Consider the following 10,994-nt stretch of genomic DNA (forward strand, 5'->3'; position numbering starts at 1 on the left):
CGGGACAGCATTCATTATGAATTCATAGTCCCGCTTCGACAAGGTTGACTAGGATTGAAACAAGCTTGATATAAGTGTATTTTCATTCCAGTCAACTACTGCCAATATTTAGTTCATAGCTTAAAATATAATGATGTCCCAAACGGATATATTTTATTTAATATACGGCTTATTAATTTTAAAATAAGTAAATTGTAAAATAATGAACACGGCAGCTGTAGTACTAATGATAATTAAGTAGGGCATTGGATTAAATTGACCTGCTAAGCCTACAAGTGGTGAAATCATGCCGCCAAGAATAAATTGGAACAAACCTAGTAAACTTGATGCGTTGCCACTACCACCAGTACGTTCTTCCATTGCCATTGAAAAACCCAAAGGCCCAATAGAGGAAACTGGACAAATATTAATAAAGAACGAAATCATCAATACAGATATAGGTAGATGATATGTTAAAGTTATAACAATTAGAATTACGCCAATAATTTGTATGATACTTAAATAAACTAATAAGGTGTGTCTATGGATATATTCAACTAATGTCGCCACAATTTGACTGACAACTATTAACCCAATGCCATTAATTGCAAACATCAGACTAAATTGTTGCGGGGTAAGTGTATATATTTTTTGTGTAATAAAAGGTGATGCAGATGAGTAACTAAATAACATCACATATGTCAATCCTTGTAATAGCATAGGAATGACAAATTTGGGTTTACGCAACAGTTGTCCAAAGTCTGAAAAAATGTGGCTAAAGTTTAATTTGGAATGTGTATCTTTTGCTGTTTCTGGCATTTGCGATAATACACCTATAATAAGTATAAATGTGACAATTGTTAGCACAATAAAGATGACATGCCATGACCCTAGTTTAAGTGACCAACCACCAATCAATGGTGCGATAATTGTAATTATTCCATTGACACCCATTAGCGCCGCCAAAAACTTAGCCAACGCATTGCCATGGAGTTTATCACCAGCTGAAGCTTTGGCTATAACGATGGCACCACCACCAGTTAAGCCTTGAACAAAACGTAAAATTAAAAATAGAGGTAAGTGGTCCGTTAGCGTTGCCGCGAATGAAGCAATTAAAAATATCGTTAAAATCATTAATAAAACTTTTTTACGACCAAATGCATCTGATAACGGACCAAATAAAAATTGACCAATGGCTAAGCCTATCATAGTAAAGGATAGCGTTAATTGAACTTCTGATGTGGATGACCCGAAATGATGTTGTACATTAGGTAATGAAGGAACATACATATCAATGGTCATAGGGCCAAAGGCAGTAATAACACCTAATATGATTAACAAAGTAATAGGAAACGTACGAAATGACTGAGACATAAAAGACTCCTCGAATGTTAAATTCATGTTTTATTTTAAATATTTTAATTTTTTAATTATACCAACATTTTGCCATAATATAAATAGCTGTGATAGTGCATTAAGCAAAAAAGAAAAAGAGCAGGACTGAAATCTAACGTCATTATAATGATTTCAGTCCTGCTTATATATTAAAATGTTACCTAATGGTCTTCAACTTTAATAAGTAACTTATTTCCCACTAAAACTATTGATAAAATTTTCTATTTTGTCTTTAAGACTATCAAATTTAGTATTGATATCATCAAGCATACCTTCAACTTTACTTTGGTCTGCATTGTTTTGTTGTGCTTGGTTGGCATTTTTTAATTTATCTAACTGATCTTGATAAAATTTAGTGAATTTTGAATCTGCATTATTTTGTTCATTTTGTTTTAAGCTATTGATTTCTTGTTGTAGTTTTTGAATCGTATTGTCTGTGTTGACTTTGTCTTTGATATCATTTTTAGCCGCTTCAATTTGACTTGTAATACTATCGTCTTTATCTTTGACTTGTTTTTGGTAGTTCTGTGATACGTTGGGATCGTTACTTACTTTATCGCTATTGCTATCTCCACCCATAAATGCAAGTGTCACAAACACGGCAACGACAATTAAAAGCAGGGCGATGATAATATATAACCATTTTTTAGACTTTTTCTGTCTTATATTATCTTCTTCTAACTGTTGTTCTCTACGAAAATCACGATCATTGTAATAACGATTGCCATTTTCATCATAACGTGCTTGCTGTTGACGATATCTATCTCCGTTATTTTGATATTGTGCTTGCTGTTGGTTTGTATAACGTTGTTGTTGATAACGCGCGTGCTGCTGACGTTGTTGCTGATTTTGATATTCTTTATCTTGTTCATAACTGTCTCTATATTTTTCTGTTCGTTTCATGTAACATCACCTCTAATATTTTCTGGGAAATACTTAATCAGTTGTTTTGTTTGTTTAATAGCTGAAAAGACGATGAGAGTTTAATCAAGCGTGCAATATTTTCAGCAGTTTTTACCATATTATCATATCCATGCTCTAATAAGTGATTTAATGTCTCAGGCTGTTCAATGATGCTAAAGACACTATCGATGCCGTGATGATACACTGCTTCATAGTTGTCACCTAATGAGCCACAAATAGCGATGACTGGACAATGAAATTGTTTAGCTGCTTTAGCTACTCCAATAGGTGTTTTTCCATAAATTGTTTGTCCATCTATCTTTCCTTCACCAGTAATGACTAAATTTGCTTGCGCGGCATAAGATTTAAATTGAGTTTCTTCTAATACAAGATCGATGCCTTTCATCATTGTGACTTGGCAAAAGGCAAGTAGACCAGTCCCTAAGCCACCAGCTGCACCAGCCCCTGGGATATCTTTTACATCTTTGTTTAAAGCTATTTTTATTTTATCATGATAGTTTGCCAAGGCGGAATCCAACTTTGGTATCATTTTTTCGGTTGCCCCTTTTTGTGGACCATAAACAACACTGGCACCTTGTAATCCCAATAATGGATTAGTTACATCACAGGCAACTTTAAACGTTACTTTTGCTAAACGTTTATCAAGGTTTGTGCTGTCAATTTTCGATAATTGAGCAAGCGCACCGCCACCTTGTGGTAAGATTTGATGATTGTTGTCGAGAAATTGAACCCCAAGTGCAGTTAACATGCCTGCACCACCATCATTTGTTGCACTACCTCCAATACCAAGAATGATACGTTTAACACCTTGATTCAATGCATCAAGAATGATATCGCCAGTACCAATCGTGGACGTTATTAATGGATTACGTTCACTAGCTTGAACAAGATGGAGTCCAGAAGCTGCTGCCATTTCAATGATTGCTGTATCTTTATTCGGTGTAATGGCATATCCAGCCATAATTGGTCGTGATAATGGATCTCGTACACGAATATATCGCCAATCAGCATTTAATGCTTCCACTAACGCTGCTGTTGTTCCTTCGCCACCGTCTGCCATAGGAATGAGTTCATAATGAACAGTATTATTAAAAACACGTTCAAAACCTTCTTTGATGGCAATGCTTGCTTGTTTAGCAGACATGCTTTCTTTAAATGAATCTGGTGCGATAACAATATGTTTTATGGACATAAAGCCACTCCTTGTCTATGACATTTATTGCTATACTATTATTATAGTAGAAATAGCTTGAAAAATAATACACTAATAGCATATTATTTGTACGAGAAACGATAATATAGGCGCTGTCTTAATAAAGAAGATGAAGGGTAATGAGGAATCAATCATGAAATTAAATGCAACACATTATGAAATTTTAAGATTTATTATAGTAGGTGGCATCAATACGCTAAACTATTATATTGTTTATTTATTACTGTTAAAGGTCTTCGACATAAACTATATGGTGAGCCACATTACCGGTTTTGTAGTTAGTTTTGTTATTTCATACTATTTAAATTGTTATTTTGTTTATAAAGTTAAACCGACACTAGTTAAATTTTTAAGTTTTCCGTTTACACAAGTTGTCAATATGGGAATGCAAACGGCGTTATTATATATATTTGTCCGCTGGCTACATTTTCCATCAGAAATAGCACCATTTGCCGGTTTAATCATAACCATACCGATTACATTTGTTATGTCTAAATGGATACTTAGAGACAAATTTTAACGTGTCATAAAGTGTATGTGATTATAACTAAAATTTTAGGTGCTTCTAATAAAATAGTTATGTTATTATTACAAAAAATATCGAAATTAATAATTATTGTAAAACAATTAAAATTCATTCATACTAGCTTTAATAAAGGATGTTAAGGTGGTTAGTTGAATGTCGCAAAGTGAAAATTTAAAACTGGCACAGCGTGGCGCGTATCTCAGTTTGATTGTTTATATTATTTTATCTGTTACGAAATATCTTACAGGTTTTATTTATGATTCTGCGGCAGTAAGAGCGGATGCCTTAAATAATATGACAGATATTGTAGTGTCATTGGCAGTGATTGTAGGCTTGAAAATATCGATTAAACCTGCAGATAAAAATCATCCTTATGGTCACTTAAAATCAGAGAATATATCAACATTATTAGTATCATTTATAATCATGTTCGTAGGTATTCAAGTTGTTATTGAAAATGTACCTAGATTAATTACAAGAGACCACCACACACCAAGTGCGATAACAATTGTGATTAGTGCAATTAGCGGTATAATCATGTTCGCTGTTTATATAGTTAATCGTCAACTCGCTAAGAAAACAAATAGCAGCTCACTAAACTCAGCAGCGAAAGATAATTTATCGGATAGTTTAGTGAGTATAGGAACGGCGATAGGGCTAGTGTTTACACAATTTGGTTTACCAATTGTCGATATTATTTTAGCTACAATTTTAGGTTTTTTAATTATCTATACAGGGTTTGGCATTTTTAAAGAATCGATATTTGCCTTAAGTGACGGCTTTAATGAGGAAGAGTTACAACAATATCGTGATGATGTGTTGGAAGTAGCTGATGTGATTAAAGTGAATAGTTTAAAAGGACGTTATCATGGTAGCAGTATATTTTTAGATGTAACAATTGCTGTTGATGCTAAACTATCGCTTAAAGAGGCACATGATATTTGTGATCGGGTTGAAAGCCATCTGCATGGTAAGGGAATTTCATCTGTTTATGTCCATCCTGAACCATATTACCAATAGATTTTGAATTAAAAAATTTTAAGTTATGAGTAAATAGCCTAGAACGTAATTATGTTCTAGGCTATTTACTATATATTGGCAGTTGTTGAAGGGATTGAAAATACGCTTATACCAAGCTTTTTTCAATCCTAGTCAACCTTGCCGGAGCGGGACTACGAATTCATAATAAATTTTTCCCGCTTCTGTTATATTCAATACGCCGTAATGTATGGCTGTCTGTTCCTAGTGTGCTTTCTTACCACCATCCATGCGTTGTCCGAAATCTAACTGCTGCATTGATTGAACCATAGCGCGACTGAGCATATTCAATCATGCCACGTGTTTGTTGTTCAACGGTTCCATAGCCCCAAGATAACTTAGTTTGTGCTAAGCCAAAATATTCTCCATTTTTAGCATGCGGATTGCCTCCTGATTCAGGTAACACAATTTTTTCCCAAAGTTCTTCAGTCCCACCTGCAGCCATAAAGCGGTCATATACAGCATCTACATCGTTATCACTTTCAGGAGAAGAGGTTGTTGTTTGTATAGACTGTGTGGTAGGTGGTGTTGATTTTTGTTGTTCATTTGTTAAGTCATTTGCATGTGCCGTATGTGTATAAGTTTCAGCACTTGCTGCCCCAATTGATACCGTAGCGATAAATGCTAATATTGATTTTCTCATAATAAAAACTCCTTTAATAAACAGGATAATATGAAGAAAAACGGTTCCCTTATTTACGTTATCAAAATCAATTACGGAAACTTAATTATAGCAAAGATTAAGTCATTGGTGGTTACTAACAGCTCATAATTTAATAACAACTTTTGCAATTTTGCGACAAATATCACTGCTAGATCACAATTTCAGGTAATTTATTACAAAAATAGCATGTCAATGATAGTAATCTTGTGCAAGTCGTTTTATAATATAAGTAACAAAAAAATACATTGTTCACTGCAACAAGAAAATCTCAGTTATAGGAAGGTGTTTTACATGCCTAAATTAATTTTATGTAGACATGGACAAAGTGAATGGAACGCAAAAAACTTATTTACAGGATGGACTGATGTCGATTTATCTGAACAAGGTATTAACGAAGCAGTCACAGCTGGACGTAAGGTTAAAGAGAACAACATCGAAATTGATGTAGCCTATACATCACTGTTAAAAAGAGCGCTAGAAACTACAAATTATATCCTTAAAGAATCAGATCAGTTATGGATTCCAGTGCATAAAAGCTGGCGTTTAAATGAAAGACATTATGGTAAGCTTCAAGGATTAAATAAAGATGATGCGCGAAAAGAATTTGGTGAAGAACAAGTTCATAAATGGCGTCGTTCATATGATATTGAACCACCAGCTGAAACAGAAGCACAACGTGAAGAATATCTACAAAGCAGAAAATATCGTCACTTAGATAAACGTATGATGCCATACTCTGAAAGTTTAAAAACAACATTAGATCGTGTTGTACCAATTTGGACAGACCATATTTCACAACATTTATTAGATGGTCAAACAGTATTAGTTTCTGCACATGGTAACTCTATTCGCGCCTTAATCAAATACTTAGAAGATGTTTCAGATGAAGACATTATCGGTTACGAAATTAAAACAGGTGCGCCACTTGTTTATGAATTAGATGATAACTTAAACGTTACAAATAAATATTATCTTTAATAAATCAAAGCCATTACGTTGCGTGAAATGCGACGTAATGGCTTTTATGTCATTTAATGTAAGTGCTTAAGAAATAAAGATAAATATAAAGTATAAGTGTGAATAAAGATAAGTATGAATAATGAAATATTAAAATAATATGCAACAATTTGTTTTCTATTTATTAAGTGAGTGATAGGGTTACTTGCGTTTATGTTGCTTGATAATTTTTAATGCACGTTTTCTAGTTTTAATATTAGGGCTTTTTAAGTTTCGACGTGCAGTTTGTACATCTTGCTTCATATTATCGCCTCCCTTATTCATATAGTATGACGGATTAATAGTATTTTGTAAATAGGAATTATTACGATTTATTTTATTTTAAGCAAAAAATTAGGGGAGTGTTGAATTTATTAGTAAAATAGCTATTATTTATGAAATGTATGATGTTATTTTAGTGGGAGGAACATATGTCACTACAACAAAAACTTACAATGATTATCACGATGTTATTTGGCGGATTCTTTGGATTGCTAAATGAAACACTGCTAACAACCGCGTTACCTAGTATTATGGCAGATTTTCATATTGCGTATTCACAAGTGCAGTGGTTAACAACAGCATTCTTATTAACAAACGGTGTTGTTATTCCTTTGTCTGCCTTTATAATTCAGCGTTATACGACACGACAAGTGTTTCTAGTCGGAATTGCTGTCTTTTTTATTGGAACGATAATTGGAGGATTTAGTCCTCATTTTTCTGTTTTATTAATCGCACGTATTATTCAAGCATTAGGATCTGGCATTATGATGCCACTGATGATGACAACAATTTTAGATATTTTCGAGCCACATGAACGCGGCAAATATATGGGGACCTTTGGCTTGGTAATTGGACTAGCACCGGCGATTGGGCCGACATTATCTGGCTATTTAGTTGAATATTTAGATTGGAGAGCGTTGTTTCACGTAGTAGCACCTACTGCAGCATTCACATTCTTAATTGCTTTAAAAACGGTTAAAAATGTTGGCACAAAAGTGTATGCCCCAATTGATACTTTATCCATAACAATGTCAGTATTAGGATTTGGTGGCTTGCTTTATGGAGTGAGCTCTATTGCAACAGACGGGTGGAATAATCCTATTGTGCTGACAACTATAATTGTTGGTGTGATTTTTATTGCTTTATTTGTGTGGCGACAATATCAACTTGACGTACCATTATTGAATTTTGAAGTTTTTAAAAATAAGCAATTTGCCGTTGGACTAGCGATTATGTCAGTAACAATGATCTCAATGATAGGTTCAGAAACCGTGCTTCCGATGTTTGTACAAAATGTCTTACACCGCTCAGCATTAGATTCTGGATTAATGTTGTTACCTGGTGCAATAGTGATGGCAATAATGTCAATGATCTCGGGCGCATTATATGAACGCTTTGGCGTGAAATTGTTAGCATTTATAGGTGTCATTATTGTTATTGTGACAACATGTTATTTCATTTTTATGGATGAGCATACGTCGGCACTTATTTTAACAACAATTTATGGTATACGAATGATTGGTATCGCTCTGAGCTTAATGCCTATTATGACACATACTATGAATCAATTACCGCATGCGTTAAATGCACATGGCTCTTCCATGACGAATACAGCGCAACAAATCTCTGGATCAATTGGGACGGCGGCTTTAATCACTATTCTTTCCCAAGCAAGTCAAGCATTTTCGCCAGATATACAACAATATAGTGGAATGACCAAAGCTGAGATGACAGCTCAAATAAAAATTGATGCGGTGTTACATGGCTATCATGCTGGATTTTTATTTGCTGTTATCATTACAGTTATTAGTTTATTGCTTACTTTTATGTTAAAAAATCAGCGTCAATAGGCTTATGTAAAGGCATGAAAAATGATTGTAATGAGTAACTCCTTATTGACTAATAGTAAGGATAGGATTAAAATTATTCTATTCTGATAGAAATAATAGGAATATGGAGGGACTATTCAGATGAAAAGACTTTTATTTACAGTAATTGCGCTTGTTTTTGTATTAGCAGCATGTGGAAATGGTGGATCATCTAAAGATGATAAAGCGAGTAGTGATAAAACCTTAAAGGTTGGAACAGAAGGAACTTATGCACCATTTACGTATCATGATAAACAAGATAAATTAACTGGTTACGATATAGATGTGATTAAAGCAGTCGCAAAAGCAGAAGGTTATAAACTTAAATTTAATGAAACATCTTGGGATTCAATGTTTGCTGGTTTAGATGCGGGCCGTTTTGACGTCATTGCAAACCAAGTAGGCATCAATAAAGAAAGAGAACAAAAATATCAATTTTCAACGCCTTACACATATTCAAATGCTGTGTTAGTTGTGCGTGACAATGAAAAGGATATTAAATCATTTGACGATGTTAAAGGGAAAAAATTAGCGCAAACCTTTACATCTAACTATGGTAAATTAGCTAAAGATAAAGGCGCTGATATTACTAAAGTGGATGGATTTAACCAATCTATGGACTTATTATTATCTAATCGTGTTGATGGTACTTTTAACGATAGTTTATCTTATTTAGACTACACAAAACAAAAACCGAACGCTAAGATTAAAGCTATTAAAGGTCAGGCAGAACAAAGTAAATCTGGCTTTGCTTTTTCTAAAAAGGTTGACAGTAAAGTCGTTAAAGACTTTAATGAAGGCTTGAAAAAAATAAAAGATAGTGGCGAATTAGCTAAAATAGGTAAGAAATGGTTTGGTGAAGATGTTTCTAAACCTCAATAATGAACAGCAACATGCTTTAGACGCAGCTGGACAAGCCTTCGGACCTATGTTAGAAGGATTAGTTAAATATTCTATTCCGATTACAATTGTGACTTTTGTTCTTGGGTTAATTCTTGCATTATTTACTGCTTTAATGCGAATATCAACCAGTAGAATATTAAGAGCCATTGCACGTATATATGTTTCAATTATTCGAGGCACACCAATGATTGTACAATTATTTATTATCTTCTATGGTATACCAGAATTAGGAAGATTAATCACAGGTGATGCAGATAATCAATGGACACTTGCACCAGTTATTGCTGCAATTATAGGTTTATCTCTAAATGTAGGTGCGTATGCATCCGAAATTATTCGTGGTGGTATTATTTCCATTCCGAAAGGACAAACTGAAGCAGCATATTCCATTGGGATGACTTATCGTCAAACGGTGCAACGTATCATTTTACCTCAGGCTATTCGTGTGTCTATCCCTGCTTTAGGAAACACATTTTTAAGCTTGATAAAGGATACATCGCTATTAGGCTTTATTTTAGTAGCGGAAATGTTCCGTAAAGCACAAGAGGTGGCTTCAACAACGTATGAATATTTTACAATATATATTTTAGTAGCCATCATGTATTGGGTTGTCTGCTTTATTATTTCAGTGCTCCAAGGATTATATGAATCTAAAATTGAAAGAGGGTATCGTTCATGATAGAACTTAACAATATTCATAAATCCTTCAATGATAAAGAAGTGATTAAAGGCGTCAATTTGACGGTAGAAAAAGGAGAAGTCATCACATTTATTGGGCGCTCTGGTTCTGGTAAAACAACATTATTAAGAATGATGAATGCATTGGAAATTCCAACTGAAGGAACGGTTTCAGTTAACGGTGTTACTTACACGGCAGATGATAAGAAGTCACAAATTAATGTGCGTAAACAATCAGGTATGGTATTTCAAAGCTATAATCTTTTTCCTCATAAAACAGCGTTAGAGAATGTGATGGAAGGATTAGTTACCGTTAAGAAAATGAAAAAGTCTGAAGCGGAACGTATAGCATTAGCTTTATTAGAAAAGGTAGGTTTAATAAGTGTCAAAGACCAGCGTCCCCACGCTTTATCAGGTGGACAACAACAACGTGTAGCTATTGCGCGTGCATTAGCCATGAATCCTAAGGTCATGCTCTTTGATGAACCTACATCTGCGCTAGATCCTGAGCTAGTTACAGATGTATTGAAAGTGATTAGAGAGCTTGCAGATGAGGGAATGACGATGGTTATTGTGACCCATGAAATGCGCTTTGCGAAAGAAGTGTCTAACCGTATCGTGTTTATTCATGACGGCATTATCGGGGAACAAGGTCCACCAGAACAACTATTTAATCAACCAAAAACAGATGAGCTAAGACGCTTTTTGAATGTCATTAATGAAGAATAATAACATAGAATGATTAGGAGTCTGGGGCATAAAGTTCTTGGACAAATAAAAAAGGGAGCGGGACAGAATTCATAATGA

The 10,994-nt window shown here is 34.2% G+C and carries 12 protein-coding genes; 7 read left to right on the top strand and 5 right to left on the bottom strand.

Annotation, left to right across the window (positions count from 1 at the left end):
- Window positions 1–153: 153 nt before the first annotated feature.
- From HMPREF2597_RS09550 to HMPREF2597_RS09560, 3 genes are all read right to left on the bottom strand, one after another.
- Window positions 154–1,353 (bottom strand): putative multidrug effflux MFS transporter TcaB, encoded by a 1,200-nt coding sequence (locus HMPREF2597_RS09550; RefSeq protein WP_002478689.1) that lies wholly within the window; start codon window positions 1,351–1,353, stop codon window positions 154–156.
- A gap of 210 nt (window positions 1,354–1,563) precedes the next feature.
- Complete coding sequence (locus HMPREF2597_RS09555; protein ID WP_002460313.1) at window positions 1,564–2,277, bottom strand: hypothetical protein; 714 nt, start codon at window positions 2,275–2,277, stop codon at window positions 1,564–1,566.
- 37 nt (window positions 2,278–2,314) lie between these two features.
- Window positions 2,315–3,490, bottom strand: a complete 1,176-nt coding sequence (locus HMPREF2597_RS09560) for a glycerate kinase (protein WP_002478690.1) — start codon at window positions 3,488–3,490, stop codon at window positions 2,315–2,317.
- A 154-nt stretch (window positions 3,491–3,644) separates the two neighbouring features.
- On the opposite strand from HMPREF2597_RS09560, the gene HMPREF2597_RS09565 reads away from it, so the two are divergent.
- Window positions 3,645–4,031, top strand: a complete 387-nt coding sequence (locus tag HMPREF2597_RS09565; protein ID WP_002478691.1) for a GtrA family protein — start codon at window positions 3,645–3,647, stop codon at window positions 4,029–4,031.
- A 159-nt stretch (window positions 4,032–4,190) separates the two neighbouring features.
- Complete coding sequence (locus HMPREF2597_RS09570) at window positions 4,191–5,057, top strand: cation diffusion facilitator family transporter (RefSeq protein ID WP_002460309.1); 867 nt, start codon at window positions 4,191–4,193, stop codon at window positions 5,055–5,057.
- 235 nt (window positions 5,058–5,292) lie between these two features.
- On the opposite strand, the gene HMPREF2597_RS09575 is transcribed toward HMPREF2597_RS09570, so the two are convergent.
- Window positions 5,293–5,718 (bottom strand): aggregation-promoting factor C-terminal-like domain-containing protein, encoded by a 426-nt coding sequence (locus HMPREF2597_RS09575; RefSeq protein ID WP_002478692.1) that lies wholly within the window; start codon window positions 5,716–5,718, stop codon window positions 5,293–5,295.
- A gap of 312 nt (window positions 5,719–6,030) precedes the next feature.
- Here HMPREF2597_RS09575 and HMPREF2597_RS09580 point away from each other — a divergent pair, with 312 nt between their 5' ends.
- A complete protein-coding gene (locus tag HMPREF2597_RS09580) occupies window positions 6,031–6,717 on the top strand; it encodes a 2,3-diphosphoglycerate-dependent phosphoglycerate mutase (RefSeq protein ID WP_002460306.1) in 687 nt (228 codons plus the stop codon).
- Between the two features lie 180 nt (window positions 6,718–6,897).
- On the opposite strand, the gene HMPREF2597_RS12635 is transcribed toward HMPREF2597_RS09580, so the two are convergent.
- Window positions 6,898–6,999: a putative metal homeostasis protein gene (locus tag HMPREF2597_RS12635; protein ID WP_002478693.1), complete on the bottom strand. Its 102-nt coding sequence runs from the start codon at window positions 6,997–6,999 to the stop codon at window positions 6,898–6,900.
- Window positions 7,000–7,166: 167 nt separating this feature from the next.
- On the opposite strand from HMPREF2597_RS12635, the gene HMPREF2597_RS09585 reads away from it, so the two are divergent.
- From HMPREF2597_RS09585 to HMPREF2597_RS09600, 4 genes are all read left to right on the top strand, one after another.
- Entirely contained in the window at window positions 7,167–8,588 is a 1,422-nt protein-coding gene (locus tag HMPREF2597_RS09585; protein ID WP_070817285.1) for an MDR family MFS transporter, read from the top strand.
- A 120-nt stretch (window positions 8,589–8,708) separates the two neighbouring features.
- On the top strand, window positions 8,709–9,488 hold the full coding sequence (locus tag HMPREF2597_RS09590) for a transporter substrate-binding domain-containing protein (RefSeq protein ID WP_002460303.1): 780 nt from the start codon (window positions 8,709–8,711) through the stop codon (window positions 9,486–9,488).
- Window positions 9,469–10,188 carry an amino acid ABC transporter permease gene (locus HMPREF2597_RS09595; protein ID WP_012990739.1) on the top strand — a complete coding sequence of 240 codons (720 nt, stop codon included), beginning with the start codon at window positions 9,469–9,471 and terminating at the stop codon, window positions 10,186–10,188. The genes HMPREF2597_RS09590 and HMPREF2597_RS09595 overlap by 20 nt, the downstream gene beginning before the upstream one ends.
- Complete coding sequence (locus HMPREF2597_RS09600) at window positions 10,185–10,916, top strand: amino acid ABC transporter ATP-binding protein (protein ID WP_002460301.1); 732 nt, start codon at window positions 10,185–10,187, stop codon at window positions 10,914–10,916. The genes HMPREF2597_RS09595 and HMPREF2597_RS09600 overlap by 4 nt, the downstream gene beginning before the upstream one ends.
- The last annotated feature ends 78 nt before the right edge of the window (window positions 10,917–10,994 follow it).

Origin of the sequence: Staphylococcus sp. HMSC063A07, assembly GCF_001836955.1 — a bacterium.
Classification (GTDB): Bacteria; Bacillota; Bacilli; order Staphylococcales; family Staphylococcaceae; genus Staphylococcus; species Staphylococcus lugdunensis.

Bases quoted from the DNA above. Each gene is read 5' to 3' on its own strand.
- HMPREF2597_RS09585 (WP_070817285.1), top strand. From the start codon at position 7,167: ATGTCACTACAACAAAAACTTACAATGATTATCACGATGTTATTTGGC.
- HMPREF2597_RS09550 (WP_002478689.1), bottom strand. From the start codon at position 1,353: ATGTCTCAGTCATTTCGTACGTTTCCTATTACTTTGTTAATCATATTA.
- HMPREF2597_RS09555 (WP_002460313.1), bottom strand. From the start codon at position 2,277: ATGAAACGAACAGAAAAATATAGAGACAGTTATGAACAAGATAAAGAA.
- HMPREF2597_RS12635 (WP_002478693.1), bottom strand. From the start codon at position 6,999: ATGAAGCAAGATGTACAAACTGCACGTCGAAACTTAAAAAGCCCTAAT.
- HMPREF2597_RS09565 (WP_002478691.1), top strand. From the start codon at position 3,645: ATGAAATTAAATGCAACACATTATGAAATTTTAAGATTTATTATAGTA.
- HMPREF2597_RS09580 (WP_002460306.1), top strand. From the start codon at position 6,031: ATGCCTAAATTAATTTTATGTAGACATGGACAAAGTGAATGGAACGCA.
- HMPREF2597_RS09590 (WP_002460303.1), top strand. From the start codon at position 8,709: ATGAAAAGACTTTTATTTACAGTAATTGCGCTTGTTTTTGTATTAGCA.
- HMPREF2597_RS09600 (WP_002460301.1), top strand. From the start codon at position 10,185: ATGATAGAACTTAACAATATTCATAAATCCTTCAATGATAAAGAAGTG.
- HMPREF2597_RS09575 (WP_002478692.1), bottom strand. From the start codon at position 5,718: ATGAGAAAATCAATATTAGCATTTATCGCTACGGTATCAATTGGGGCA.
- HMPREF2597_RS09570 (WP_002460309.1), top strand. From the start codon at position 4,191: ATGTCGCAAAGTGAAAATTTAAAACTGGCACAGCGTGGCGCGTATCTC.
- HMPREF2597_RS09560 (WP_002478690.1), bottom strand. From the start codon at position 3,490: ATGTCCATAAAACATATTGTTATCGCACCAGATTCATTTAAAGAAAGC.
- HMPREF2597_RS09595 (WP_012990739.1), top strand. From the start codon at position 9,469: ATGTTTCTAAACCTCAATAATGAACAGCAACATGCTTTAGACGCAGCT.